This is a genomic window from Alloacidobacterium dinghuense (assembly GCF_014274465.1).
GTDB classification, from domain to species: Bacteria; Acidobacteriota; Terriglobia; order Terriglobales; family Acidobacteriaceae; genus Alloacidobacterium; species Alloacidobacterium dinghuense.
In genome coordinates this window covers 5,760,002-5,785,971 of sequence record NZ_CP060394.1, presented here as the reverse complement: position 1 = coordinate 5,785,971, position 25,970 = coordinate 5,760,002, and the positions used below count along the sequence as shown (strand labels likewise).

Genomic DNA, 25,970 nt, shown 5'->3' with positions numbered 1-25,970 from the left:
AATCTAAAAATAGACTCTCGACCATCCCGAAGAACTATTGCTATTTCGCTCCACTACCGAGGATTTGTCAACTCCATTTGTTTCACGGGTTTAACGAGGGCTCTTCTCAATTTCAGGCCAGTCGAGCCTTGGCCAAGGTCTACCACTCTGTATCCATTCCGCAAGATCCACATTCAGGTGGCGACACGAGGCAAGGCGAATCTGCCATCGAGTAGGACTATCGCGCAAGGGGCCGTACAATAGGAGCCTTCTCTCCGTTGCGAGTCGAGGTGGTTGAAGTCAGCGAATAGCCTTGTTCTACAAGGTTGCGACGTGCGACTCCCCACAAAACTGCCCACAATTCCACGAAGGAAGTGAAGAAAGTACATCGTAAATTATTGATTTTAGATGGTCGGGGAGAGAGGATTCGAACCTCCGACCCCCTGGTCCCGAACCAGGTGCTCTACCAGGCTGAGCCACTCCCCGATCTTGCGCTAGTGTGTTCGCTCAGAAAGCATTCCTGGTAACGCTTTGCTCGTTCGCGCGAACTTCAATCAGTCTATCAGAAGATCGCGTGCACAGGTTCATGCTTCCGTGTATTCATGCAGCTACGCAGGCTGACAACTCACGCCTCTGCCAGGTAGCGGCGGCCAACGATCTGGTACTTTTCTGACAGCACCCGCGCGATGGCTTCAGCGTAAGCGATGTGCTCTTGCTCGAGAATTCGCGCTGCCAGCGTATGTTCATCATCACTGTCGAGAACCGGCACGGTTTTTTGCAGGATGATGACGCCGTGATCGAGTTGCTCATCAACAAAGTGCATCGTGCAGCCAGCCACCTTTGCACCATACTCGAGTGTCTGCCGTTGTGCGTCGAGCCCGGGAAATGCAGGCAGTAGGGACGGATGGATGTTCAGGATACGCTGTGGGAACGCAGCTACAAATTCCTGCGACAGCAGGCGCATGTAACCGGCGAGACAAACCAGATCCACCTGATACTCATGCAGGCAGGCTACGATCTCAGAATCATGCTCAGCGCGTTTGCGTCCACGTGTTTCGATAGCAACTGCGTTCAGTCCTCGTTCGCGCGCAGCCGCCAAGCCAGGTGCGTCTACCTTGTTTGAGATCACGACTGCGATCTCAACTCCGGCTAATTTCCCGCTTGCGATGGCGTCAGCGATTGCAAGGAAGTTTGATCCGCGTCCGGAAAGAAGAATGCCGAGTCGCTTTGAGCGCAGTCGCTCACTCACTGGTAGATCACCTTGCGATCACCCTTGACCGTCCGGCCGATCACGTAAAACTTTTCGTTAGCCCGTTCCAGCATTGACTTTACCCGTTTGAACTTCTCGGCCGGAATTACCGCTATCAACCCGATGCCGAGGTTGAATGTGCGTTGCATCTCGTCCTGCGAAACATTGCCGAGTTCCCGCAGGTGCTCAAAGATTGGCAACACAGGCCAGCTTCCCAAGTCGATGACGGCCGAAATCGTTTTCGGCAAAATGCGCGGCAGGTTTTCCGTGATGCCGCCGCCTGTGATGTGCGCCATGCCGTTCACATAGTCGCCCGCCGTCAGCTTTTTAATGACATTCAGGTAGCTGCGGTGCGTCTTCATCAGAGCTGCGCCTGCCTTTTCCTTGAGTGCATTTACGTACTGTTCTGCCTTATAGCCTGCGACTTCGAAGAACAGTTTACGCGCCAGCGAATAGCCGTTTGTGTGCAGACCAGTAGATGGCAAACCGATGAGCACATCGCCAATCTGAATGTTAGCTCCTGTAATGATCTTCTCTTTTTCAACCACACCGACAATAAAACCGGCCAGATCGTATTCGCCATCGGAGTAGAAGCCCGGCATCTGCGCCGTCTCTCCTCCAATCAATGCACAGCCGTTGGCACGGCATGCGTCTGCCAGACCGCTGACGATCTTTTCCGTCACCACTCCGTCCAACAGTCCTGTCGCCAGATAGTCGAGGAAGAAAAGCGGCACGGCTCCCTGCACTGCGATATCGTTTACGCAATGATTCACCAGATCTGAACCCACAGTGTGATGAATACCCAGTTCAAAGGCGACCTTCAGTTTTGTCCCCACGCCATCGGCGCTTGAAACCAGCACCGGTTGCTGGTATTTCGAGGTGTCCAGTTTGAAGAGTCCCCCGAAGCCCCCAATTTCGCTCAGCACATTTCGAGTAAAGGTCTTCTGAGCTAAATACTTGATCCGTTGCTTGGCACGATCACCGCTGCTGATGTCAACACCGGCATCAGCATATGTCACCGGCGACTTCGCAATAATGGATTTCTGGTCTGACAAGGCAATTCCGTTTTCATAGAGATTAAGGATGGAAAAAGTCAGTTTAGCATTCCGAATTCACACTTCGGATTTCGCGACGTTCCCAGGAAGTTACGAGGCATTCTTCCCGCCTTGGCAGGGGGACTGAGCCGATTGCGAATACGGAAATGGGAGCAAAACTTTGAAATACCGATGGGAAGGCATGTCGCTCAGCGAAAACGCTAAAAAATAGAGAGATTTCGCTGGCGTAACCGTGACACTGAGGAGTAGATTCCTCAGGAATGCACATTTTTTTGTGAAAATCAACATTCTTCAGAAAATTATTTCGCTGTAACTGAATCTAACGGATACGCTTAGTGAAGCGCTTCTAGCGCCCCCGGAGACCCTTTTGAAAAAGTTGACTTTTGCACGCGTTGCTGCCCTCGCCAGTCTGTCCTTTGCTGCTCTGCCTTTCGTTACACATGCCGCTACTTTTGGTCCTGGCGGCGGTATGCCCAGCCCGATTGGCCAGACCGGCCTCATTGCCTTTGGTCCTGGCGGCGGTATGCCCAGCCCGATCGGTCAGACCGGCCTCATCGCCTTTGGTCCTGGCGGCGGTATGCCCAGCCCGATCGGTCAGACCGGCCTCATCGCCTTTGGTCCTGGCGGCGGTATGCCCAGTCCGATTGGCCAGACCGGCCTCATTGCCTTTGGTCCTGGCGGCGGTATGCCCAGCCCGATCGGTCAGACCGGCCTCATTGCCTTTGGTCCCGGTGGCGGTATGCCCAGCCCGATCGGTCAGACCGGCCTCATTGCCTTTGGTCCCGGCGGCGGTATGCCCAGCCCGATCGGTCAGACCGGCCTCATTGCCTTTGGTCCTGACGGCGGTATGCCCAGCCCGATCGGTCAGACCGGCCTCATTGCCTTTGGTCCCGGCGGCGGTATGCCCAGCCCGATCGGTCAGACCGGCCTCATTGCCTTTGGTCCTGACGGCGGTATGCCCAGCCCGATCGGTCAGACCGGCCTCATTGCCTTTGGTCCCGGCGGTGGTATGCCCAGCCCAATTGGTCAGACCGGCCTCATTGCCTTTGGTCCCGGCGGCGGTATGCCCAGCCCAATTGGCCAGAACAATGGCTGAGGGCAAAAGCCTGACATTTTCTCTTGGAATTGATGGCGATCCGGGTAAGATGCCTCTATGAAAGTGTCGCTGTTAGACAATGCGCTGTGGGCAGCGAGCTTCTTAGGTACCTTCGTATTGTTCACCGTCTTGCTTTTGCGCAAACGGTGGCAGCAGTTCCCTGTTTTCACCACACTGATTGGGTATTACGTCCTGGAAAATATAGTTGGCTATCTGGTGTTGCGCTATGATCGTCCGCTGTATCCAAAGGTGTACTGGATCACGTTCGCCCTTGATTTTTTATTGCAAGTCGCTTTGATCGTCGAGGTGGCGCGTGTTGTGCTGCGTCCAACTGGCACGTGGGTGCGCGACGAGCGCACCGGATTTATCATAGCGGGGACTCTCGGAGCCCTCATCGCAGCGGGACTCACATTTGCCGTTCATCCTTCAGTTCCTAAGAGCATGGATGCCTGGGGAATCCGGGCCTATTTATTTACCAGTCTGATTTTCTGTGAATTGTTCCTCGTTGCTATGTTTACAGCCCAGAAGTTGGGCCTGGTATCAAGAAACCACGTCATGAGATTAGGACAGGGGCTGACTGCATGGGCTTTGATATCAGCCATGGTAGACGTCGCCCACAGTTACTACGGTGTCACCCATCTTCATGATTTTAATACACTTGAACACGTTCGCATCCTTGCCTATATCGGTGCCGTAGCCTACTGGACCATTTCTTTCTGGTTCGCGGAACCAGCAAGGCGGGAGCTTCCGGAAGAAATGCAAAAATATCTTGTTGCCTTGCACGCAAAAGTTCAATACGATTCTACCCAGGTTAGCAGTGCTCAAAATCTACGCTGAGAGCTGGCCGTTATGATCATTGTTTTATTAGTCTCATTCCTGGTTCTTCTCGCTGGTGGTCTGGTTTATACGCAGATCAGCGCCAGTCGCCTGCGCTCGACAACGTGGGAAGATCTCGTGTCGCGCATGGAACCGATGCACGCCCGGGGACTTGAGATCGTTGCGCTCGACAACCTGCAGCCGAAGGCCAACCAGTTGCAACTTGAACCGGAACATCTCTGGGGTCTGATCGGCGGCACGGAAGGACTGCGGAGAATGCGTAACAATGCGGACCTACTCATCGCACTCGCTGCTTATGTGCAGCGCTGGAATTTCGAAGAGGGTGTGATTGTCACAGAGCGGATGCGCCACGATGCGGTTCAACTCAAGCGCGCGATCTTCCGCATCCGTTTCGACATGATGATCCGCCGTTCGCAAATTCGGGCTCCGTTCTATATTCACCAGGCGGCGTCTGCATACTATTTGATGACGCGGCGCTTGATCGCTCTCTATGAGACCAGTCACGCTGGCTTGCTTCCTCGCTTGGCTGAAGCGCTCTAATCACAGATCAGATAAATAGAAAGCCTCTCCACACGGAGAGGCTTTTCTGCGTTTGCACAGGCATGAACTTATACTGATCAGTGATGCCCGTTTCCCAGAAGAGACAACTGAATCGTTCTGCCGAACTCCAGCGTCGCGCGGAGAACCTGCTACCTGGCGGCGTAGACTCACCCGTACGCGCATTCCGCGCGGTCGGCGGCAGCCCTCCGTTTGCGGTCAGAGGTGAGGGCGCGTACTTGTGGGATGCGGACGGCAACCGTTATCTGGACTACTTTGGCTCATGGGGGCCGATGATTTTGGGCCATGCTTTTCCCCCCGTCGTTGAAGCGATCCAGCATGCGGCTGCCAACAGCGCTAGTTTCGGTGCATCGACTCCCTCTGAAGGCGATCTGGCGGAACTGGTGATCGATGCATATCCATCGATCGAAAAACTGCGCTTCGTCAGCTCCGGCACGGAAGCGACCATGTCTGCGATCCGGCTGGCGCGCGCCTCTACCAAGCGCGATTACATCATCAAATTTGAAGGCTGCTACCACGGTCATTCGGACGGTCTTCTGGTAAAAGCCGGATCAGGCGTAGCGACATTCGGCATTCCAGGCTCTGCCGGCGTCCCTGACGAGATCGCGCACTTCACGCTCGCCCTGCCCTTCAATGATATCTTTGCCGTCGAAGCAGCTTTCGCTGAGCATCGTGGTCAGATCGCCTGCGTCATTCTCGAGCCGATAGTCGGTAACATGGGCTGTGTTCCCCCAGTCGACAGCTACTTGCAAGCGCTGCGCGATATCACGCAACGGGAGCAAGCGTTGCTGATCTTTGATGAGGTGATGACAGGCTTTCGTGTTGCATATGGCGGCGCGCAGGAGTTGTACGGCGTTCAGCCTGACATGACGACCCTGGGCAAGATCATTGGCGGCGGTTTGCCCTGCGGGGCCTTTGGCGCACGCTCCGAAATCATGGACATGCTTGCTCCGCTTGGACCCGTCTATCAGGCAGGAACGTTGAGTGGAAATCCGCTGGCCATGGCGGCTGGCATCGCGACCGTCAGCCATTTGAAGGAGCATCGCAATGAGGTCTACGCGCGGCTTGAAGCTTTGAGTGCTGCGGTGGCAGATGGTGTTGCCGCCGAGGCGGCGAGGATAGGATTATCACTCACCACGAATCGCGTAGGCGCGATGTTCACCTGGTTTTTTGCTGCCAACAGCGTAATTGATTTCGAATCAGCCGTGACCTCAGATACTGCAACATTCGCCCGATTTCATCAAGCCATGCTCGACCAGGGCATCTGGTTGCCGCCATCGCAATATGAAGCCGCATTTATGAGTACGGCGCACACCATGGACGATGTAGCCCACACAATCAGTGCGGCAAAAGATGCCCTCCAAGGTCTTGCGGAAAAAACACGTTGAATCATCCCAAAACTCAACCAAGGATTCATGAGGCAATCAACCAAAGTGTAAGTTCGCATGGATCCTCCTACACACGAGCGCTATTTGTTCCATGCATCGACTGTCACAAATCGAACTTGCCGCCCAAGCAGTTCCAACAGTTTTTCAGTCGCGGCGACTGAGTGCTCACGGTTCTGGCCAATGCCAGCCTGACCCCCGTCGTGTAGCAACAAGTTTGAGCCCACCCCATGTTGGCGATTTCGTGTTATCCCACGTTGGAGATTCGCGACCACCTGCTCGGCAGTTGTTGGTTTCCAGTCGTACCCCATCGCATTCCAGAGCACCGGCGTCAGTCCCAGGTGGTGTGCCGTATGCAGCACGTCGGGTCTGCGTGCTCCATGAGGTGGGCGGAAATACCGGACCTGCTCGCCGAGTGCGTCTTCGATGGCGGCATTGCAGTCTGCCAACTCTGCACGCACTCGTTGCGGAGACTGAAACAAGAGGACTGGATGAGTCATGGTATGGTTGCCGACAAGGTGGCCTGCGGCATGGATTGCGCGAGCAATGTCAGGGCACTGGCGGACGAACCGTCCGATCAGGAAAAAGGTGGCACAGACGTCATGTTTCGCAAGGATTTCCAGAAGTTGCAGTGTGTAGGGATCGTTGGGGCCGTCGTCGTAGGTGAGGGCGAATTCATTCGAGTCTGGACCTCCGATGATGGCGCGGCCGAAGATCTGCGAAGTCGGCCACATTGCTGCATAAGCGTATCCGCCCGCGGCCAAGGTGACCGCGGCTCCGGCGGTGGCGAGTGTAGCAAGCATTGGGTTTTAGTTTAGCCTGTTGCCCATTTTGGAACCTGCCGGTGGCGCAATGGCAGGGAGCATGGTACCTTCGTATTTTATTCGCTTTTGAGTTGACGTGAGATGGCCAAGCTTTTCGAACAGCCGCGTTTTATCGCCGTCGAAGGCCCGATCCGGGTTGGCAAGTCGTCGTTGGCAGAGCATTTGGCTAAGACGCTGCATGCAAAACATATTGTTGAGCCGGAAAATAATCCCTTCCTGGATCGTTTCTATGGTGCTGAACCGGGCATGGCTTTTGCCGCGCAGATGTGGTTCCTTGCCGAACGCTATGAGCAACTACGTCAGGCTAAGCATTCCGATGAGCCTGTGGTTACTGATTACATCTTTGAGAAGGACAAGCTTTTTGCATACGTCAATCTCAGCGATGCTGAGCTGGCGCTCTACAACCGTTACTACCAGATGTTTCGCGAACAGCTTCCCGCGCCTGATCTCGTGATCTATCTGCAGGCAACTCCGGAGGCGCTGAAACAGCGGCTCAAACGCAAAGGCGTCGCTGGTGAAAGGGCGATCAGCGATGCGTACATTGAGCAGATCGTGGCGGCTTATGAGCACTTCTTCTTTCACTACTCGGCCAGCGATTTGCTCATTGTGAATACTTCGGACATCGATTTTGTGAATAACAACAAGGATCTGAAATTGCTAATGAAGCGGTTGTCTGAGCCTATTAAGGGTACGCAGTATTTTCTGCCGCTTGGGGAGAATGCTGCAGATTAGCTCTGACTGTCTGACGAAACGATTAGGTTCGTGCTTTCCCACCCTTTCGCAAAAAGAACGCGAAAGGATGGGGCGCCCACTTTTCGTGCTCCATTCTGAGAAAAGCAGACCCTTCGCTCCGCTCAGGGTGACAGCCTAGTTTAGGATGACAAACCTAATGAAAAAGGGCGCGATTATCGCGCCCTTTGTTACTTCTGAACTGCTATTCGTTTACGCTGCGGCGGTATTGTCCAGTGCGGCCTTTGCCTGCTCGACCAGGGCGGTGAAGCCCTGCGCGTCGTTCACGGCGATGTCGGCGAGGATCTTGCGGTCGAGCTCGACGCCGGCCTTCTTGAGGCCGTTGATGAGCTGCGAGTAGCTGATGTTGTTCAGCTTTGCGGCGGCGTTGATACGCACGATCCAGAGTGAGCGATACTGGCGCTTCTTCTGGCGGCGCCCGCTGTAGGCAAACTTCAGGCCGCGCTCGACGGCTTCCTGGGCTGCCTGGTACAGCTTCGATTTTGTGAGGAAGTAACCGCTCGCCCTTTTCAGGATCTTCTTGCGGCGGTCATTGCGTTTTGTTCCACGTTTTACGCGGGGCATTGCCTTGGTTCTCCTTTTGCGTCTTTCGTTATGCGGCTGGAGGCAGGAGGCTCGGGATTATCCCGGCTTTAAACCTCTTCACTCGCTGTCAATTCTGATCACTCGGCCTTTGCCTGGCCGGGGTCTATCGGAACGCTTTACCGAAAGACCTTGTCTTGCGACAGATCAGGCGTATGGAATCATGCGGGCCACCTTCGCGTGGTCGGCGTCCGAAACCAGAGCGCTGTGTGCGAGCTTGCGCTTGGTCTTGGTCTCCTTCGACGTGAGGATATGGCGCATCTTGGACTGTCCACGCTTGATTTTGCCGGTGCCAGTCTTCTTGAAGCGCTTTGCCGCGCCCCTGTGTGTTTTCAATTTGGGCATGGTTTCCTGCTTAGAAAAACAGTAGATACAACATCAACCAGTATACGGGATTTGGACCTTCTGCGCCACCATTGCCCGCAGTTGTACGACAGGCTGATCTCAACAGATCCACGGCAGCAAGCGTTCAGCCCGGAATCTGCATCGTATAACTCAAGTATATTTGCGCACCCGCTTCAGGAAAAGACATCGGAGTCCCCAAGCTTTGGAGTCACGAGCCTTACAGTTCGGAAATTCAGCCACTGCGCGTGATCGTCGCCGCGATGCTCAACAGCCTATTCTCGATCCGAGATTTCACCTTGCCGCTATCGTCAGCTCCTCCGACGACCCGATTATCAGCAAGGACTTGAATGGGACAATCACTAGCTGGAACGAAGCAGCCGTCCGCCTCTTCGGCTACGAACCAGAGGAGATGGTTGGCCAGTCCATTCTGCGGCTCATTCCCCCGGAACTGCACAATGAAGAGGCAGATATTCTGAGTAAGGTGCGGGCGGGCGAACGGATCGATCACTACGAAACTACGAGAGTGAAGAAGAGTGGCGAAAAGTTCCCCGTATCGGTAACGATCTCACCCGTTAGGGACGAAACCGGGCGCGTGATCGGGGCCTCGAAGATTGCTCACGACATTTCGGATCGCAAGAAGCTGGAAGAGATCCGATCCAGGCTTGCGGCCATTGTTAATTCCGCCGATGACGCCATTATCAGTAAAGATCTGAAGGGCGTTGTGAAAACTTGGAATGCAGGGGCATGCCAGATGTTTGGCTATACCGCTGAGGAGATGATCGGCCAACCTGTCCTGCGGCTGATACCGAAAGATCTTCAATACGAGGAAGATGAGATCCTGCAAAAGCTGCGGGCGGGAGAGCGTATCGATCACTACGAGACCACGCGTCAAAAAAAGAGCGGTGAGACATTTGAGGTTTCCGTAACCATCTCTCCCATCTGCGATGAAACGGGCCGTGTGATCGGGGCCTCGAAAATCGCGCGCGATATCTCCGACCGCAAGCGCATCGAGCGGCTGCTGGTCCAGTCTGAGAAGTTGGCTGCCACGGGCCGGATGGCGAGTGCAATCGCTCATGAGATTAACAATCCTCTTGAATCGCTGATGAACCTGATCTACCTGGCCCGGCAAAACAGCCCTGCAGAAGGGAAGGCGTACAAGCTGCTGATGACGGCAGAGGGCGAGCTGGAACGCGTCTCTCATATTGCAAGGCAAACGCTGGGCTACTATCGGGATACAAATTCGCCGGTCGATCTCCACCTGCATGATCTGGTTGAGAATGTGCTGACGGTTTACAACTCGAAGTTGATCAGCTCGGGTATTTCAGTGGATCGCCGTTTCAATGACCTGCAGAAAATAGCCGTGAGCAAGGGTGAAATGATCCAGGTCATTTCCAACATCATTGCCAACTCCATCGATGCAATGCGCGATGGAGGAGTTCTCCATATCTCAACCCGGAAGGTGATCAGCTCTGCCGGTGACGGGATTCAGATCGTGATCCGAGACAGCGGAACAGGCATCAGCGCGGAGAACCTCGCAAGGATTTTTGAACCATTCTTCACGACGAAGGGCGAGCTGGGAACAGGCATTGGTCTCTGGGTCGCAAAACAGCTCGTCGAACGGCGCGGAGGCCAGATTTCTGTTGCAAGCAGCACTGAGAAGGGCAGCAGCGGCACCTCCGTCACCATCTTCCTCCCCTTTGTGATTCCCCCTCGTGCACTAAGTTGATGTGTCGATCTGCGAGAACTCATCTATGCATGAACCGCCATCCGACCACATATACGCGACGGACAAGCCACTGCGGAAACCGAACGAGTCTTCGTGGGAAGAGGCTGATTCAAGTGATACTCACCCGCGTCGGCCGAAGGTGTTGGTCGTCGACGACCAAAAGCTGATTGCGGACACCCTCAGCGAAATCCTGGACTTGGAGGGTTTTCATGTGCTGACGGCCTACGATGGCTGGACGGCGCTGGAAACAGCGGGTCGGTTTCGGCCGGATTACCTGCTCTCCGATGTGTTGATGCCGCAGATGAATGGAGTTGAACTTGCAATTACGGTTCGAAAGATGAATCCCGCAGCGAGAATCCTGCTCTTTTCCGGCCAGACGGGAATCTCAGAGATCCTGCTTGAAGGTCAACGACAGGGATTTGAGTTCGAGCTGATTGCCAAGCCCATCCACCCCGTGCAGTTGATCGAGCTACTCAAGAAGAAGGACTGACGATGTCATTTTGGGGTTGCGGAGGGGAATCGTCTCCTTCAAATGTGCACTGCCCCCCACTCTCCGGTAAATTCCTCTTCCCATAGGTGGTTAGGCGCGAATTCAATGGGAGGCCCGGTGCGGTTCTTAGATACCATTCCGCTAGCGCCAAAATGCCCTCCTTGCGGTTGAAAAAGAATTGGGCATTTGCAAGAAGCCGCAGGTACATCGTAGAGGCAGGCAGGAAGCAGGAGGATCATCGAGATGGAGATACGTTCAATCGGCATTGACTTGGGGAAGACGACCTTTCCTCTGGTTGCGCTCGGCAGAGCCGGCGAGGTGCTTGTGCGGAGATGCGAAATTTTGTTTCACTTTACCTGCCAACGGCGCGACTTAAGACCCAATTGTGTCTGGAGATCGCATTGAAGCTGCTGACGGCCCTTCACGACCACAACCCGATCGTTTGAGTGCATCCGTCGGAGCATACGCACGGTTGAAGTTATCGGTAGTTTGAGGTCCGGAGTGTGGGGTGAGATGTGCCGCTAGGTGGATGGGCGCATCGGCAAACCTACTGCCGAGCGGTAGATCGAAGAACTCAGTCTTGAACTGGAGCGGACGCGGTTATAAAGCCGAAAGACTCGGCTTGCCAAGCTTCTCTCGAAGACGACCGCAACTTTCACAAACCCACTACTCGCATACAAGATACGATTCTGCTTATTTTGAATAATCCACTCGGAGGTCCCGATGAAAGGGGGGCAATGAGACAGTGCGATCTGGCGCGGTAGGGTATGCCCGGAGTTGGTAAAGCCGATGAGACGTTCGCCAAAGATTGGTGACCGCGATCTGAAAGCTCATCCGTGCCAGGTGGAGTCCCGCATCAAGCACATCGTGTAAGGACGCATCTAGATGACAGGTGTGGTTGTTGTTGCGAGTAACTACAGCGATCTTGTGAAACGCGAGCACATACGTCCTGCGTTCAGGAAGCTCTTCTTATCTCCTTCACTCCGAGATTGAGCCGCCGTCGCAGAAGGAGTCGCAACGTTCCACCGTCCTTGTACCCGACTTTTGCGGCAACCTCTTCGACACTTGCCTTGCTGGTCTTCAATAGATGCACCGCCCGTTCAACGCGTAGGCTTTGGAAATACGACATCGGAGATTTCTCAAGGACGCTCTGTAGGCGCCGGGTAAGCGTCCTTTTGCTTGCGCCTACGGTCTTCGCAGCACTGTCGAGGGAAAATCCACGTGCGAGCCTGGCACGCGCCCAGCGTTCGAAGAGCTGTACAACCGGGTCGGAGTGGATTAGGTGATCAGAGAGAGCATACGCAGTCTGGGAAGGTCTGGAATCGATAATGAGATATCTTGCGGTGAGCGACGCAAGCTCGGGGCTGACACTTCGAATCAGCCATAAGGCAAGGTCGATATGGCCCAGAGCAGCTCCGGCAGTCACAACGTTTCCGGACTTGACCACCATGTCCGATTCGTCCAGCAATACCTGAGGGTATCGTTCGCGAAAAATTGGCGCCAGCCACCAGGTGGTGGTTGCGGGCTGCTGGTTGAGCAGACCAGACTCAGCGAGCACAAAGGTTCCGGCACAAGCAGCGCTCAACTTTGCTCCGTCGTTCGCCCACTTTCGAAACGCCTTCGCAGCATCGCGGACGTCGGGCCTCGCAAGAGCTGCTTTCAGAGTATCGGCTGTCTTGCAGGCGATCGCCGGGACAATAACGTATTCAGGCACCCGTCTTCCAACTGGCTGAACCGGGATCTTCAGCCCGTGTGCGGTTCTGACCGTCTTTCGTATACCTACGATCTTGACTTCGAAGTGTGGAAGTTCGCAAGATCGAGTCCCTGCATCAAGAACGCAGCGAGTTCCTCTTCTTTGCCCGACTTCGCTTCCAAACGGGCAAAGAGGCCAACTGTAATCATTTCATCGCTCCTACGACGGAATCTAGTGCGCTGTCTCAAGCAGATCGTCTTTTATATGGAATAAAACCGACTGATTGGAAAGAGATTCGTCTCTATACTGGCATGTGGAGGCAGCACGCACATGGACGCAGATGACTTGAGGATTGTGGACGCCGTGGCAAGAATCGGCAGCATGAACCGGGCGGCGGCTGAACTGAACATGGTGCAATCAAATGTCACCTCCCGCATTCGCCTCCTGGAGGAAGAGCTCGGCGTTCAACTATTCGTCAGGCACAGCCGTGGCGTGGAACCGAGTGAAGCTGGTCGACGCCTCCTTCCCTACGTGGAGCAGATACTTGCGCTCTTCCAGCAAGCCATCACGGCGGTCAAGGAGGATGGAACTCCAAAGGGCAAACTGCGTATCGGAACGACGGAAACGATAGCTGGACTGCGACTGCCCACTCTCGTAGTTCAATATGCGCAAGAATATCCGAGAGTCGAGTTAGCGATCGTGACGGGTACTACGACATCTCTGATCAATCAGGTAGCGGAACACGAGTTAGAGGGTGCCTTTGTGGCAGGGCCTATTCATCATCAAGAACTGAGAGAGGAGCCTCTATTCCTCGAAGAACTTGTTCTTGTAAGCCCTTTATTCGTACGAAACTTCAATGACCTCGCCAAATTTCCAAATCTCAAAGTAATCGTTTTTCAACAGGGTTGTTCTTACCGTCAAAGGCTCGTCTCTATCCTCGATGGGCTAGGTATTCATTACATGGTGATGGAATTTGCATCTCTCGATGCAATTATCACCTGCATCACTGCGGGCGTAGGTATAACCTTGCTACCGAAGATGCTGGTGGACAGACTCTGGATAGATCAGTCCGTCACAGTGCATGAGCTCCCAGTGGATCAGGCGCAGGTAGAGACTGTATTTGTTAGACGGCATGATCGTTATCCGACGAGCGCACTCAACGCCTTCTTGAGAATGAGTCGTCAGATCTCGAACATTGCTACCCTCGATCGACAACTGGAAGCTATCGACTAGAGCGATAGCGGGTATCAGAACAAATCGAGTCTCATAGCAATCTCCTCCCACATCTATATTGCAGCTTGAACGCTGCAGGTAGCCGCATTAACGTGCGGCATCGCCAACGTCGAGGACAATTCCCACGTTGCCATCTGCGACGTCAGCAGCACTGATTTTGACAGGAGCAATAAAATGGCAAACACTCAAAAGACGCTAATCGTGACAGGCGCCTCTCAGGGAATCGGCGCCGCAGTAGTAAGGTCGTTCCTTGAACGTGGCTATAACGTAGTCGGCACATCTCGCAATGCGACAAAGTCGGTAGAGTTGAAGGCTTCCGACAAGCTTATATTGGTGGACGGAGACATCGGCCAAGCGGCTACTGCACAGAAGGTGGTCGATGCTGCTGTTCAGAAGTTTGGCTCGATTAATGCGGTTGTCAACAACGCAGGCATCTTTTCGGCTAAGCCTTTCACTGATTACAGCGCTGATGATTTCCGTGCACTCGTCTCTACGAATCTCGAAGGCTACATCTACATCACCCAGCTCGCGGTCAAGCAGATGCTCGCACAAAAGTCGGGCGGAAGCGTCGTGAGCATCACGACATCGCTGGTCAAAAATCCCATCGGTGGCATACCGGCGTCCGTGCCGATGATCACGAAGGGCGGTCTTGAAGCCATCACACGCAGCCTGGCCTCGGAGTATGCGAAGGAACAGATCCGCTTCAATGCGGTCGCGCCCGGAATCGTTGACACTCCTCTTCACAAAGACAACCCGAAGGACTTCCTGAAGACTTTGTCGCCGATGGGCACGATCTCCACTGCGGAGGACATCGCAAGCGCGGTGATCTATCTTACCGAATCGCGCCAGATCACCGGGGAGGTGCTGCACGTGGACGGCGGTGCGCACAACGGCAAATGGTAAGCCCGAGCATTCCGCAGCCGGCCAGCGCGGAGCACCGGCTGCAGGACCTCGGGATCGTTCTCCCCAACGCTCCCCACCCGCTTGGCGCATACGTCGAGGCAGTCCAGTCAGGCGGCCTGCTTTTCCTGAGTGGAATGCTGCCGGTCAAGGATGGCAAGCCTCAATTCGTTGGGCGCCTGGGCAAGGAGATCGATGCGAATGCTGGCCGTGATGCTCTGCGAACCGCGACCCTGAATGCTCTATCCGCTGCGAAGGAATATCTGGGATCTCTGGATCGCGTGACGCGGGTCATTGGCGTGAGAGTCTTCCTGGCCACATCTGGAGAAGCGGATGTTAAGCAGCCCTTCGTCGCGGATGCAGCATCGGAACTTCTTCGAGATGTGTTTGGAGAGGAAAAGATATCCGTGCGGTCCGTCCTAGGAGTAACCAGCCTGCCTCTGGGCCTGCCAGTTATGCTTGAGGTAACGTTCGAAGTCAACAACTAAGAAAGCGGGAGCTTAGCTCCCGTTTTTTGTAGAACACATGGGAATCATCGTGGCAAATCATGTGGGCTCAAAATCGTGGACGGAAAATCGACCGACTTCAAGCTGGGCATGGCTGGTCTTAAAGCATTTGCTCTATCGGAGATGTCAGTACTCGATGAGCGCATTGGCGATTTCGCACCAATCGACGGCCAAACACGAACAATTTTCAAAAGGAAGGCCCCAACCTGTCCGATGGCAATTCACGCACTTACCTAAACTGTCATTTCCTCCGGTATCGTTTCACTCGGTACAGAAGGGACCGACTCGAACAGCATGTGAAGCCCTTCGACAAGCGTGGGGTGGGCCAGAACCGCATCCCTTAGCGCTGTGTAGGGTAGTCCTCCCATCATCGCGATCTGAACGGCCGACATGACCTCGCCTGCTCCAACACCGAAGATCATGAAGCCAAGGATCCGATCACTATCTGTCGCGACAAGGACCTTCAGGAATCCGCGCGTATCAACAAGCGAGCGCGCACGGAGGACTGTCGCCATTGGAACCGTGAATAGCCGGTACGGAATACATTTGGTCCTAGCCTCCCTCTCACTGAGCCCGACTCGAGCAAACTCCGGATCGGTGAACATGCAGAATGGAACCAATCTTCCGGTGGTGACATGATTGCCGCCGGTGACGTTGTCACGGATGATATGGAAATCGTCTTCACTGATGTGAGTAAACTGGGGGCTTCCGGCCACCTCGCCGACAGCCCAGACGCCGGGTGCAGTGGTCTCGAGGCGTTCGTTCACCTTCACATAGCCGCGATCCGTGACCTGAACGCCTGCTACTTCCAGTCCCAGATCTTTCGTGTTTGGGACGCGACCCGTTGCAACCAGGATGTGTGTGCCCTCTATGGTCTTCTCAACTCCGTTTTGCTCGGCGATAATTTTCACCGTTGACCCGACTGTCCAGACACCCTTTTGATCTGCGCATTCAGGATGAGTTCGATTCCCTCATCCTGGAAGGGACCACCGATAGCCTCGGCGACATCGTCGTCCTCTCGATGCAACAATCCTCGGGAATGGCGGGGTGGAGACGATAAGCAAGCGGCCGAAGCCCCATGTTCGCTACTAGAATGGCGACCCCGAGCACAAGTGCCAGGTTCAGAGCACCGAGCCCGCACAGCGCACCGATCGCGGCAGAACACCATATCGTCGCGGCCGTGTTTAGACCGCGCACGTTTCCACCTTCCTTGAAGATCACTCCGGCCCCCAGGAAGCCTACTCCAGAGACGACATAGGAGACGATACGCCCGCGCGCAGAAGGGTCATTATCGAGGAGGAAGCCACACATCACAAAAGCCGCGGCTCCGGCGGCCACCAGAGCATTGGTACGGGTGCCCGCCATGCGTTGCCGCCATTGCCGCTCCATGCCCACCGTTGCGCCCATCACGATCGCAGCTAACAAGTGCAGGCTGAATGAAACAGTGCTGATTCCGATCATGCCAATCTCCATCTACCCTCTGTGTGGGATACAGGAGGCGCTTCTGCGCCTCCTAGGGTGTTGTTAAAAGCGGAACTTCGCCGCGATCTGACCAATTCGAGGATCGGCTGCACGCAGTACATGGCCGAAGGAGGCATCGCCTATGTTTCCGTCGACCGATCCATTCGGGTAGAACTGCGCGTGGTTGAAGACGTTGAACATTTCCAAACGCAACTCAAGTGAGCGCGATTCGGTGAAGTTAGTTACTTTGTGCAGCGCCATATCGTAGTTATCGATGCCAGGCCCATAAAACATCCTGCGCTTGGAGTTGCCTTCTGTTCCAAGTGCATTGGGCGTGAATGCGGCGGTGTTGAAATAGGGTCTGCCGTTTCGGGGGTTATGGTTGATCTTGTATCCTGTGCCATCGTAGTTAGGCATGTCGATACTGATTGAGTTCACACCGTTGTTCTGCACCTGCACGAGGTAGTTATCGCCTGAACTGGCAAAGGTGACAGGCAGCCCTGAGGCAAAGCGGGTAATCCCGGAAAGCGCCCAGCCGCTGGTGAACCGGTTTGGATGAAGGAAACGATCTACAGGCAGGTCGTAGTTGTAACTGAAGACGAAGTCATGCTTGAGATCGAAGGCTGAGATGCCATCGAGCCGGTGATAGTCATACGGATCGACCTGTTCCTGGATGCTCGATGTCTGGTCATAAGATTTGGAGTAGGTATAGCTGGCGAGGAAGGACAACGGTCCTGCGGTGTGCTTGAAGGTGACCTCCAAACCGTTGTACTTCGAATTGCCCATGTTCTTGTAGTAGGCATCAGTCCCGATCGTGTTGGGAAAGGGGCTGCGCGTTCCGTTAACCACCGTACCGTCCGCGCGGGTATAGACCAGGTTCTCCCCGAAGGGACCGCAAGTCGGAGAGCCTGGTGCCACTTCCGACGGTTGACTTAGGCTGAGGCACAGGGCGGGATTGCCGGGATTCGCTCCGACGACCGTCAACAAGTGCCGACCCAGCGAACCTATATAACCGACGCTGACCAGAGTATTCGTACCAATCTGACGCTCGATGGTGAGGTTGTACTGCATTGCATAACTGGTCTTGTTCTTGTAATAAACGCTGCCCGCACCGCTGATGGGGTAATAGCGGCTCCAGTCAACCGAGTTATCCGGGTTAGTTGGCGAAACACTATAAGAAGGTACATTCACGGGAAACTGCTGGATGTAATGCGTCCCGGAGAGCGCACCGATGAAGGGTGTCTCCATGACGGGCGCCTCCGGACTGGTGTAAGTCAGGCCATAGGGCGGGTTGCCGGTTGGATACGCAACCGTGAGACCCTGGGGCGAAGTGAAAAAGCGTCCTCCGCCCAAACGGATGCTGGTCTTTCCTGGGCCGCCCGTGAGCTTGCTGATAAAGCCATCCGATACAGAAGGTGAGTAGGCCAGGCCAAAGCGGGGAGAGAAGTTGTTGAGTGGTGTGGGCGCAATGCCAGCTGGAATGTGTCCGCCACCAGGGAGAGGATCCCCGGGGACCAGGTAGCCGAGAGGCGCGCCCGGGAAGGTCGTGGACTGCACTCCCTGCACAAACGTAGTCGTCTGGTGATACTTCTCTGCCCATGGTGTGACGTAGTCCCAGCGTAGGCCGTAGTTCAAAGTAAGGCTGGGACGTACACGGAAACTGTCCTGCGCAAAGAGGTCGCCATCTGCGGCCGATTCGTAAAAGGTTGGAGAGGATTGTTGAGAATAGAAATCAGGGAGTCCGAGCAGGAAGTCTGCGAAGCCATTGCCAGTCGTCTGGTTTCCCGAACCAAAGAATGAGAATGTGCCGTTGGCAACGAGGTTCGGATCCTGTTTGACTTTATACCAGATGTATCTCCCGCCAACCTTGAGGGTGTGGTTGCCTATGGTGCGCGAAACACTATCGCCCAAATCGTATGTGTCATTGACTTGAGCAAGGGAGAAGGGATTTGTTCCAACCGAAAAGCCGTTGAAATAGAGTTCCTCGAGGCCCGCCTGTGCAGGAAAACCCTGGACAATTCCTTCGCCACCGGCCTGGATGCCCTGGTCCTGTAAAGTGACGCCAACGCCACCTTTTGGCTCACCAATCTTGTTGTCGAGACGTGTCATGCCGAAGCGCGCCTCGTTCACGGTGCTCGCTCCAAACGTATGGATGTTGCTGAAGATCAACACCTGGTCGCCGCCACTGGATGTCGCATCATAAGCGAAGCCATTACCGGGAAGTGTGGCGCCGCCAAGACCGCTGGGATAGGGGTTGTCCAGGTTGTAGAGATCGTTGAAGTAGTAGATCGATGAAGTGCCGAAGCGGTTGGAGTTGAAGTCCACGCGGCCAGCTGTCTTGTTGTCATTGATGCGGCTGTCATACGCTCCGCTTGAGAACGTATTCAAGCCGATGTTCGGTTCGGGAATGTACTGCAGCATGCGCTGTGACGCGGTTCCCCATGCGCGTTGGGGAATCACGCCGCTGGGAAACACCTGTGAAAACGGTTCGCCCTGCGTGACCTGGTAGCCGAGTCGCTGAGTCAGAGTTTGTGCAAGATATATCCCGTTGACTGTTCCGGTAAACGCAGATCCCGCGCCGAAGTTGCCGCTTCGGTTCAGCAGAGAAGGCACTGTAACGAAGCCTGTCTCGATACCCTGGATGTAACGCTGCCCCTGGTAGTCCGCGAAGAAGAATATTTTGTCCTTGTGGATTGGGCCCCCAAAGGTGCCACCATATTGGTTTTGATGGAAGACCGCGCGCTCAGGAGAGAAATAGTTCCGTGCGTCGAGGTTAGTGTTGCGGAAGAACTCAAAGAGATTGCCATGAAAGGCATTGGTGCCAGATTTTGTGACCACGTTGATGATGCCGCCGGTGAAACTTCCGTATTCAGCGTCAACGTTACTGGAGAGAATCCGGAACTCGGCAATAGAGTCGAGGTTAGGGATGATGCCCGCCTGCTGGCCGATGGTTTCCTCAACGCTAGCGCCATTCAGGTAGTAGGCGTTGTCAGATTCGCGTTGTCCATGGATGGAGAACTGCCCCGTGTTGGCCTGACCCGCCGCTGGCACGGTGCCAAAGCCGCCTCCGGAACTGCTGTTGCCTGCGCCGCTCGTCGTCACCGGTGTGACGCCCGCCTGTACGGCCAGCAGATCCGTGTAGCTGCGGCCGTTAAGAGGAATGTCGACTATCTGCTTGCTCTCGATTGTCTGGCCAATCTGTGTGTCCGTGGTATGGACCTCGGCGTTGCCCTCCGTCACCGTGACAGTTTGCGAATCCTGCGCCACTTGAAGCGTCACGTCGATGGTCAGCGATGTGTTCACATCGATCTTGATTTCGCGGGTTTGCTTATATGGCGTGAATCCACTCGCGGTGACGTCGAGTTCGTATTGCCCAATCGATACAACGGGAAAGTTGAAGATACCCTCCTCATTGCTCGTAGTAGTTTGGGTCACGCTCGTTGCTGTGCTGGTTAAGGTAACGCTACTTCCCGAAATAACAGCGCCCGTTGCATCCTTCACTGATCCTGCAATTCTTCCGCTCCCAGTCTGGGCGAGAGCGGTGTGACTCATGAATAGCGCGAGCACGAGAAGCACAACAAATACGCCAAGTGGGATCAGCACTGTGTCTCGCAGCGCCCTCCACCCGCGAGGTGGTTCGAGACCGTCTTCGGCGCGCGCGTTCGAGGAATATACCCAGGCATCGTTGATCAAGTTCCGGTGGTTCATGGTCGTCTCCGATGTAGCGTGTCTGGTCGGTTGAGCGGACACACCACGAGTGTTCTGGGCAGACCTCTCATATGGTCCGCCAGTGGACTCGTGCATTCGCCGTGAGTTGCGAATGCTGTCTATTGCTGGGAGCTCGTTACAGAAATGAGCTCGCTCTTGTGCTGTGGTTCTCCCGGAGACAGAGTTGCCTGAGCTGGCGTGGTCTACCGGAGATTGCCTCCGGCTCGCGGAGGCTCGTTTATTTCGGGTTCTTCCATCGAGTGCCTCGTTTCTTAGAGCTTGAAGTGCTTGAGCGCGCCAGCGAGATCAAGCACGTGATAGAGCAACATTACGGTCATCAGCATCAGGTAGCCGCGCAGAACCCTGAGGGACAGGCGAACGCTTGGCGTTATCGCAATCTGGCCAAGACCTTCGCTTGAACACTTCTGCTCGGGCACGTCTTGGAGTGGGTGGACAACGTTGTAGCGCTGCGGTTTATACGAACTCTGCATGGTTGTCATCAATCACCTCTCGCACTTACTTGAATAGGTTGGGAAGCATTACCTGTGCAGCCAGCAGCAGCGACAGAGCAAAGAGGACAGCGATGATCGTCCAGTTGATCCAGTTGTTCCAGGGGCGGTTGACCCAGCGATCACCGAGCAACGCGTGATCATTGAGCAGGAGCTGAAGAAAAATAATGGCGGAGGGAAGAATCAGTCCCGCGAAAACCTGCACGCTGATAATGACCAGTTGCAGCGGTACATGCGGAATCAAGACAATTGCCGCAGCCGCACCGACGCAGGCGATATACGTTGCGTAGAAGCCAGGCGCTTCCCACAGTTTCTTGTGAAGAGAGTGTTCCCAGCCCTTCACTTCGCCGTATGCCCACGCGCTGGCCAGAGAGATGGCCGTCGTTCCCAGCACGGCAGCATTGACCATCAGCAACAGCACCCCGTTACGCACGAACTTTCCTGCAAGCGGACCGAGTGCGAGAGCAAGCTGAGCAGGGTCTTGAAAGACAACTTTGTGCTGAAAGCCATAGTTGCCGACCAGCATCATGGCGCCTGCCACAAACACGGTGAAGGTTGCGCCGATGAGTGTATCGAGCCGCGCCAACTTCAAGTCTGCGAAGCGCAGCCGCTTTTCCGCCACGCAACTTTGCTGGAAGAAGAGTTGCCATGGTGCGATGGTCGTACCCACAATCGCAATTACAAGAAAGACGAGGCTGCTGGTAATTCCACCTGTGGGAATTCCGGGGTTCACAATCGAGCGGGAAACTGCTGACCAGTCGGGATGCACGACATAGGCCAGCGCGAACCAGGTTAGATCCATCAGACAGAGTGCTATGACGATACGTTCCCAGCGAAGATAGCTTCCGGTGACGACCATGAGTGTGAGTCCCAACGCCGACACCGGCACCGATATGTATGGGTTGATTCCCAGCGCGCTGAGTGCCAGGGAGATCGCCGCAAACTCGGTGATCAGCGTTAGGAAGTTGACTACCAGCAGATCGATGAGCGAGAAGCGTCCCCACCACGTGCCAAAGCGCTCATAGATCATGGCGGCGTGGCCCTTGCCGGTTGCGATTCCTAACCGGGCCACCATTTCCTGTACGAAGTAGCAGATGGGCAGCAACACCACAAGCAGCCAGAGTAGGTGCAAACCATACTGGCCGCCCGCCTGCATATAAGTGGAAACAGCTCCCGCGTCGTTGTCCGCTTCCATCACGATCAGGCCCGGTCCAAAGACCATTAGGAACGAGAGCAGATGTTTCTGCCAGCTACGAGGAACGACGAGGCCACGGGCTGGTGGCCTCGCCGCAACTTCGAGGTCTGCTTCCTCTATGCGCACAGACGCAATCCCCCTGCTTCATCAGTTTGGGAGGACTGCGCTGTAGAGGTCACTAGTGAAGGCTCTGCATCTGTCCAGACGCAAGCAAGAGGCATCTTCGGATCGCCCGTTGGTACCCAGGCACAAGTCATACGAGCGGTCTTCCGGCTCGTCAAAAGGATGTTATTCATGGTTCCTCCTTTGGCGGTCCGTGCAGGCGCGACCGCGTCCGACGCCAGTGGCGCGGAACGGAACGGCAGCACGAATCATCGGTTCGGGAGGGGTGAGCCTGGGTTCTAGTGACCGCTGGCTCACGCGCTCAAATCACAGGTCGCATGCTGTGATGAGCGAGAGAGAATCGTCCAAAGCGAGGCTAGGGGCGGCTTTCTGAGCGCTCATCGCAACACAAGGAAGAGCTTCCAGTACTTGGAGGTTCTTGTGCGGATTCTTTGCTCATAAAGTTGTTTTTTGCTTCTCCGGCGCGGATCGCAATCCCCGCCTCTCTTTTTGTACCATATCCCCCTAGGGTATAGTCAAGGAGAATCAGGCGCATCCGGATAACGAAAGCAAAAGCTGGTTGATCGTATAAAACGCATTCGGGGACAGATCGACGCAAACGTTCCCGGCTCGTGGCAAAATTACTCGACTTCAGCCCTGGATCAGAAGTTTTATCAACAGGCGAACAGCATTCTTGATTCGACACTCTACGACCTTCCTATGACACTCTACGACCTTCCTATAAGGATGCCCGTGATGAACACAAGCGCTCCGCCGAGTCCCACCTGCAGAGCTGCCGAAAACACCGGAGTATCCATGAATCGGTGTCGCACCCATGTGATGACCCCGAGTTCGACGAGCACGACGGCCATTGCAATCCCCAAGGCGATCCGAAACTCCGGGACAAGGAACGGGAGGGTGTGACCGATGCCCCCCAGCGTTGTCATGGCACCGCAAATTAGCCCGCGTACCCACGGGTGTCCGCGTCCGGTAAGACTTCCGTCATCGGACAACGCCTCCGCAAAGCCCATGCTGATGCCTGCTCCCAGCGATGCAGCCAGCCCGACCAGGAAGGCATCCCAGCTGTTCTTCGTGGCCAAGGCCGCCGCAAAGACCGGGGCCAAAGTCGAAACGGAGCCATCCATCAGTCCAGCCAGGCCGGGCTGCACGATTTGCAGCACAAACAGCCGTCGGCGTGCCTTGTCCTCATCTTCTTTCACGTCTGGACGCAGCTTTTCTTCCGTTAGCTCCTGGGCGCGATCTTCATGCGTGCGCTCCTCCTGCGCGAGATCATCGAGAAGCTGGCGGATGCTGGCATCCTGGGCTCGGGCCGCAGCCCGTTCATAGAACCTGCGCGTTTCGACTTCGATAGCGCTTGCCTGCTTGCGAACCGTGTCCAACCCCAACGGACGCACCAGCCACACCGGCGTGCGCTGGACGAATCCTTTCACGTCCTGGCGGCGAATCAGCGGGATGTGCTCGCCAAACTTCTGCCGATAGAGTTCGATCAGACGACGGCGATGCTCCGACTCTTCATGTCGCATGCTGTCGAAGACGGCAGCGGATCCGGCATAATTCTCGCGCAGCCCTTCGAAGAAGTCTGCATACACGCGCTCGTCCTCTTCTTCCAAAGAAATGGCCAGCGCGAGAATCTCGCGTTCCGACAACTCATTGAAATTCTTCATGGTGCTCCCTTTCACTGTGTGATCTCGGGACTGCCCGCACGATGATGCGTCCAGTCGAAGCGTCTGCCCACAATGCCCTCTACGATCAGATGATCGGTGGCTGAGATCGGTCCTACGCCGACACCGAAGTTGATCTCCCAGTGGCATTCGGCCCGAATCCCACGCCTCGATTGACGCTCTGCCCGTGAAACGATCGTTCCAGCGCAGGGTTCACGGCGAAGTACCAGCGTCCTATTGTCTTGTCCACGATAGGACGGATCTCCCACGTCCAGGTGTCGGTCGAGTAATGAGGACGCTGGTAACCGATCTCGGTGGAAAGGCCGACACCGAGACGCCAATGCCAGCTGTCCGGGAGCTTCCGGAGATCCCAAAATTCGAATCTGCCCTTGTGCTGCCACGCGCGTGTCTATATGGCTTCCAGGCCCACTCGTCAGATTAGGAAATAAGCTTCTATCAGTTCGCCAGTCAAGTACGCGGCTAGCCGTCAACCGATTTCCCGGCGTCGCCGGTTATACAGCTTGCCTGCTCCGACGATTTCTCGTTTATGGACTCGACAGTCCTCGACCCCTCAGTTGCTAGATACGTCGGCGGCCTGATATCGGTAAAATACTTTGTTCCTGGGATAACTCCAGGATTCGCCCCCGATCAATAAACGTGATCTGAACGGAAATCTGTTCGACCTCAAGCGTGTTGTGCGACCAGAAAAGCACCGTGCGTTCCTCATCTGCCAGCACCGCCATTAACTCGCCCAGCACGTCTCTGCGAGCAATCGGGTTAGGGTCCAGGGACCTTCCGCAACTTGAACCCTCAATTGTTGCTAACATAGCGATGCGCTCATTGACACCGGCCCGTAAGCTTTAGCGGGCCAGATGTGCGCCGCCCTCGTCAATGATTGACGCGGCGTTAGTGTTCCATCGGCGGAGCAGGCGACCCATCGGACCACTTGCCGACCCAGACCATGAGGATCGTGGTCCGTTCCTGAGGGTCATCCGCAGCCATAATCGGCGAACCCGGCAGATCGGCTCCCCAGCTTTTCGCCGCGTCGCCCGAGACAAAAAATATCAAATGAGGGTGCCAACTCACGCCCTGGTCGTTTAAGTACTGCTGCTTCGACATCATGTAGCACATCGCTCCGGGCTCCAGCGCGGGCAGTTCCTTCTTATCCAGTGCCGAAGCGGTCGCCGCCACGATCTCCGCTTTCGATTTTCCTTCCAGCACCAGTTTGGTCTTCATCAGGAAGATGCGCGCAAACGTTCGTGCGGCCTGCGGATTAAAGCAAATGGGGGAGCGGATTTTGGGATTCCAGAATTCCGGAGCGTCGGTGGTGGCGCCCCATGACCGCTCCACTACGCAGAGAAAGCCATTCGTGCCTTTTACTGCGGTCGTGAATCCCTTCCGTCCCAGGACCATCACCTCGGCTCCGTTTGAAATGGATGCCGGAGCAGCACTGCGGGCCAGCGCGATTTCAGTATTCTCGTCGGCAATCAAATACTCATCTACAGGAGCCATGGCCGGATACGGAGCCTTCTCTGCCTGCGCCGCTGCCGGTTGCCCCAGGCAGGCCAAGCTGAACAAGAAAGACCAAAGCGATGAGTTTGAAACGATTCTTCCGCATGGGATTCCCCAATAGGTACTTGTTTTATGTGAAGGAACACCCAGCCGATGCGCCTATCCTAACTCGATCAGACACAAAGGGACCTCTAGTCGTCAATGCACGAGTGAAACGCGCGAATGAGTGCGAGGGTGGCCGATACACTTGCCCTGACCGTCTGACCCCGCCTACTGCCGCGATCAGCCAAAGCACGTTCCCAAGCCTGACTCTGCGCGAAATGAGCATCGGCGATTTGCAACACCTGACTGCAGGCACATCGCTACTCCCCGAGTAGCCGCCACTCGTTCAGGAGACCGGATATAGTCGCGACCTGCTCTGTAGGCAAGGAAAGCATAAGATATGCAGGCTGAGGGTTCTCGTCTCAACTCAATGGAGAAGCAATCATCCGCGACGTCTTGGAATCGGGTCGTACGCCACATGAAAAACACTCTTCTGTTGTGATGTTCAACCGTCCACTCAAAAAATAGGCAAATTGCTCTTCCTGTCGAGA

At 55.2% G+C, this 25,970-nt stretch carries 26 protein-coding genes and 1 tRNA gene; 11 read left to right on the top strand and 16 right to left on the bottom strand.

The features are described from left to right. Positions 1–388: 388 nt before the first annotated feature. The 3 genes from H7849_RS24315 to purM form a co-directional block, all read right to left on the bottom strand. Positions 389–465, bottom strand: a tRNA-Pro gene (locus H7849_RS24315). 139 nt (positions 466–604) lie between these two features. Continuing rightward, entirely contained in the window at positions 605–1,228 is a 624-nt protein-coding gene (gene purN, locus H7849_RS24310) for a phosphoribosylglycinamide formyltransferase (protein ID WP_251106462.1), read from the bottom strand. After that, positions 1,225–2,283 carry a phosphoribosylformylglycinamidine cyclo-ligase gene (gene purM, locus H7849_RS24305; RefSeq protein ID WP_251106461.1) on the bottom strand — a complete coding sequence of 353 codons (1,059 nt, stop codon included), beginning with the start codon at positions 2,281–2,283 and terminating at the stop codon, positions 1,225–1,227. The genes purN and purM overlap by 4 nt, the downstream gene beginning before the upstream one ends. 367 nt (positions 2,284–2,650) lie before the next feature. On the opposite strand from purM, the gene H7849_RS24300 reads away from it, so the two are divergent. From H7849_RS24300 to hemL, 4 genes are all read left to right on the top strand, one after another. Then, entirely contained in the window at positions 2,651–3,379 is a 729-nt protein-coding gene (locus H7849_RS24300; protein ID WP_186743040.1) for a hypothetical protein, read from the top strand. A gap of 57 nt (positions 3,380–3,436) precedes the next feature. After that, positions 3,437–4,216, top strand: coding sequence for a hypothetical protein (locus H7849_RS24295; RefSeq protein ID WP_186743039.1), 780 nt, complete (start codon positions 3,437–3,439; stop codon positions 4,214–4,216). A gap of 12 nt (positions 4,217–4,228) precedes the next feature. Next, a complete protein-coding gene (locus H7849_RS24290; protein ID WP_251106460.1) occupies positions 4,229–4,756 on the top strand; it encodes a hypothetical protein in 528 nt (175 codons plus the stop codon). 83 nt (positions 4,757–4,839) lie between these two features. Continuing rightward, a complete protein-coding gene (gene hemL, locus H7849_RS24285) occupies positions 4,840–6,162 on the top strand; it encodes a glutamate-1-semialdehyde 2,1-aminomutase (protein WP_186743038.1) in 1,323 nt (440 codons plus the stop codon). Positions 6,163–6,242: 80 nt separating this feature from the next. On the opposite strand, the gene H7849_RS24280 is transcribed toward hemL, so the two are convergent. Next, on the bottom strand, positions 6,243–6,962 hold the full coding sequence (locus H7849_RS24280) for a polysaccharide deacetylase family protein (RefSeq protein WP_186743037.1): 720 nt from the start codon (positions 6,960–6,962) through the stop codon (positions 6,243–6,245). Positions 6,963–7,064: 102 nt separating this feature from the next. Here H7849_RS24280 and H7849_RS24275 point away from each other — a divergent pair, with 102 nt between their 5' ends. Then, entirely contained in the window at positions 7,065–7,715 is a 651-nt protein-coding gene (locus tag H7849_RS24275) for a deoxynucleoside kinase (protein WP_186743036.1), read from the top strand. A gap of 210 nt (positions 7,716–7,925) precedes the next feature. Here the strand turns inward: H7849_RS24275 and rplT are convergent, their stop codons facing one another. Next, a complete protein-coding gene (gene rplT, locus H7849_RS24270; protein WP_186743035.1) occupies positions 7,926–8,297 on the bottom strand; it encodes a 50S ribosomal protein L20 in 372 nt (123 codons plus the stop codon). A 165-nt stretch (positions 8,298–8,462) separates the two neighbouring features. After that, complete coding sequence (gene rpmI, locus H7849_RS24265; RefSeq protein WP_117299858.1) at positions 8,463–8,660, bottom strand: 50S ribosomal protein L35; 198 nt, start codon at positions 8,658–8,660, stop codon at positions 8,463–8,465. Positions 8,661–8,862: 202 nt separating this feature from the next. On the opposite strand from rpmI, the gene H7849_RS24260 reads away from it, so the two are divergent. Next, positions 8,863–10,386 carry a PAS domain-containing sensor histidine kinase gene (locus H7849_RS24260; RefSeq protein ID WP_251106459.1) on the top strand — a complete coding sequence of 508 codons (1,524 nt, stop codon included), beginning with the start codon at positions 8,863–8,865 and terminating at the stop codon, positions 10,384–10,386. Between the two features lie 25 nt (positions 10,387–10,411). Then, positions 10,412–10,876, top strand: a complete 465-nt coding sequence (locus H7849_RS24255; RefSeq protein ID WP_186743034.1) for a response regulator — start codon at positions 10,412–10,414, stop codon at positions 10,874–10,876. A gap of 955 nt (positions 10,877–11,831) precedes the next feature. Here H7849_RS24255 and H7849_RS24250 read toward each other — a convergent pair. Then, positions 11,832–12,590, bottom strand: a complete 759-nt coding sequence (locus H7849_RS24250; protein WP_251106458.1) for a GlxA family transcriptional regulator — start codon at positions 12,588–12,590, stop codon at positions 11,832–11,834. A 65-nt stretch (positions 12,591–12,655) separates the two neighbouring features. After that, positions 12,656–12,778 (bottom strand): hypothetical protein, encoded by a 123-nt coding sequence (locus tag H7849_RS27160; protein WP_285288915.1) that lies wholly within the window; start codon positions 12,776–12,778, stop codon positions 12,656–12,658. A 121-nt stretch (positions 12,779–12,899) separates the two neighbouring features. On the opposite strand from H7849_RS27160, the gene H7849_RS24245 reads away from it, so the two are divergent. The 3 genes from H7849_RS24245 to H7849_RS24235 all read left to right on the top strand — a co-directional run bounded on the left by H7849_RS24245 (position 12,900) and on the right by H7849_RS24235 (position 15,190). Next, positions 12,900–13,802, top strand: a complete 903-nt coding sequence (locus tag H7849_RS24245; RefSeq protein ID WP_186743033.1) for a LysR family transcriptional regulator — start codon at positions 12,900–12,902, stop codon at positions 13,800–13,802. A 174-nt stretch (positions 13,803–13,976) separates the two neighbouring features. Beyond that, positions 13,977–14,705, top strand: coding sequence for an SDR family NAD(P)-dependent oxidoreductase (locus tag H7849_RS24240; RefSeq protein WP_186743032.1), 729 nt, complete (start codon positions 13,977–13,979; stop codon positions 14,703–14,705). Beyond that, positions 14,699–15,190 carry a RidA family protein gene (locus tag H7849_RS24235; RefSeq protein WP_186743031.1) on the top strand — a complete coding sequence of 164 codons (492 nt, stop codon included), beginning with the start codon at positions 14,699–14,701 and terminating at the stop codon, positions 15,188–15,190. The genes H7849_RS24240 and H7849_RS24235 overlap by 7 nt, the downstream gene beginning before the upstream one ends. 251 nt (positions 15,191–15,441) lie before the next feature. On the opposite strand, the gene H7849_RS24230 is transcribed toward H7849_RS24235, so the two are convergent. From H7849_RS24230 to H7849_RS24195, 8 genes are all read right to left on the bottom strand, one after another. Further along, positions 15,442–16,119 (bottom strand): FAD-dependent oxidoreductase, encoded by a 678-nt coding sequence (locus H7849_RS24230; protein WP_251106456.1) that lies wholly within the window; start codon positions 16,117–16,119, stop codon positions 15,442–15,444. Between the two features lie 40 nt (positions 16,120–16,159). Beyond that, entirely contained in the window at positions 16,160–16,669 is a 510-nt protein-coding gene (locus H7849_RS26985) for an MgtC/SapB family protein (protein ID WP_251106455.1), read from the bottom strand. Between the two features lie 63 nt (positions 16,670–16,732). Then, a complete protein-coding gene (locus H7849_RS24220) occupies positions 16,733–20,377 on the bottom strand; it encodes a TonB-dependent receptor (protein ID WP_186743030.1) in 3,645 nt (1,214 codons plus the stop codon). Positions 20,378–20,649: 272 nt separating this feature from the next. After that, on the bottom strand, positions 20,650–20,877 hold the full coding sequence (locus tag H7849_RS24215) for a hypothetical protein (RefSeq protein WP_186743029.1): 228 nt from the start codon (positions 20,875–20,877) through the stop codon (positions 20,650–20,652). A 16-nt stretch (positions 20,878–20,893) separates the two neighbouring features. Next, positions 20,894–22,207: an Nramp family divalent metal transporter gene (locus tag H7849_RS24210; RefSeq protein WP_251106454.1), complete on the bottom strand. Its 1,314-nt coding sequence runs from the start codon at positions 22,205–22,207 to the stop codon at positions 20,894–20,896. A 704-nt stretch (positions 22,208–22,911) separates the two neighbouring features. Then, positions 22,912–23,868 carry an iron exporter MbfA gene (gene mbfA, locus H7849_RS24205; protein ID WP_186743028.1) on the bottom strand — a complete coding sequence of 319 codons (957 nt, stop codon included), beginning with the start codon at positions 23,866–23,868 and terminating at the stop codon, positions 22,912–22,914. Positions 23,869–24,443: 575 nt separating this feature from the next. After that, positions 24,444–24,692 (bottom strand): ATP-binding cassette domain-containing protein, encoded by a 249-nt coding sequence (locus H7849_RS24200; RefSeq protein ID WP_186743027.1) that lies wholly within the window; start codon positions 24,690–24,692, stop codon positions 24,444–24,446. Between the two features lie 79 nt (positions 24,693–24,771). Further along, entirely contained in the window at positions 24,772–25,377 is a 606-nt protein-coding gene (locus tag H7849_RS24195; protein ID WP_186743026.1) for a hypothetical protein, read from the bottom strand. On the opposite strand from H7849_RS24195, the gene H7849_RS27155 reads away from it, so the two are divergent. Beyond that, on the top strand, positions 25,376–25,498 hold the full coding sequence (locus H7849_RS27155; RefSeq protein WP_285288914.1) for a hypothetical protein: 123 nt from the start codon (positions 25,376–25,378) through the stop codon (positions 25,496–25,498). The genes H7849_RS24195 and H7849_RS27155 overlap by 2 nt on opposite strands. Positions 25,499–25,970: the final 472 nt, after the last annotated feature.

Coding starts and splice junctions, on each gene's coding strand:
- H7849_RS24295 (WP_186743039.1), top strand. CDS start 3,437: ATGAAAGTGTCGCTGTTAGACAATGCGCTGTGGGCAGCGAGCTTCTTA.
- H7849_RS24290 (WP_251106460.1), top strand. CDS start 4,229: ATGATCATTGTTTTATTAGTCTCATTCCTGGTTCTTCTCGCTGGTGGT.
- hemL (WP_186743038.1), top strand. CDS start 4,840: ATGCCCGTTTCCCAGAAGAGACAACTGAATCGTTCTGCCGAACTCCAG.
- H7849_RS24280 (WP_186743037.1), bottom strand. CDS start 6,962: ATGCTTGCTACACTCGCCACCGCCGGAGCCGCGGTCACCTTGGCCGCG.
- H7849_RS24275 (WP_186743036.1), top strand. CDS start 7,065: ATGGCCAAGCTTTTCGAACAGCCGCGTTTTATCGCCGTCGAAGGCCCG.
- rplT (WP_186743035.1), bottom strand. CDS start 8,297: ATGCCCCGCGTAAAACGTGGAACAAAACGCAATGACCGCCGCAAGAAG.
- rpmI (WP_117299858.1), bottom strand. CDS start 8,660: ATGCCCAAATTGAAAACACACAGGGGCGCGGCAAAGCGCTTCAAGAAG.
- H7849_RS24255 (WP_186743034.1), top strand. CDS start 10,412: ATGCATGAACCGCCATCCGACCACATATACGCGACGGACAAGCCACTG.
- H7849_RS27160 (WP_285288915.1), bottom strand. CDS start 12,778: ATGATTACAGTTGGCCTCTTTGCCCGTTTGGAAGCGAAGTCGGGCAAA.
- H7849_RS24245 (WP_186743033.1), top strand. CDS start 12,900: ATGGACGCAGATGACTTGAGGATTGTGGACGCCGTGGCAAGAATCGGC.
- H7849_RS24240 (WP_186743032.1), top strand. CDS start 13,977: ATGGCAAACACTCAAAAGACGCTAATCGTGACAGGCGCCTCTCAGGGA.
- H7849_RS24235 (WP_186743031.1), top strand. CDS start 14,699: ATGGTAAGCCCGAGCATTCCGCAGCCGGCCAGCGCGGAGCACCGGCTG.
- H7849_RS26985 (WP_251106455.1), bottom strand. CDS start 16,669: ATGATCGGAATCAGCACTGTTTCATTCAGCCTGCACTTGTTAGCTGCG.
- H7849_RS24220 (WP_186743030.1), bottom strand. CDS start 20,377: ATGAACCACCGGAACTTGATCAACGATGCCTGGGTATATTCCTCGAAC.
- H7849_RS24215 (WP_186743029.1), bottom strand. CDS start 20,877: ATGACAACCATGCAGAGTTCGTATAAACCGCAGCGCTACAACGTTGTC.
- mbfA (WP_186743028.1), bottom strand. CDS start 23,868: ATGAAGAATTTCAATGAGTTGTCGGAACGCGAGATTCTCGCGCTGGCC.
- H7849_RS24200 (WP_186743027.1), bottom strand. CDS start 24,692: ATGTTAGCAACAATTGAGGGTTCAAGTTGCGGAAGGTCCCTGGACCCT.
- H7849_RS27155 (WP_285288914.1), top strand. CDS start 25,376: ATGGCCGGATACGGAGCCTTCTCTGCCTGCGCCGCTGCCGGTTGCCCC.
- H7849_RS24195 (WP_186743026.1), bottom strand. CDS start 25,377: ATGGCTCCTGTAGATGAGTATTTGATTGCCGACGAGAATACTGAAATC.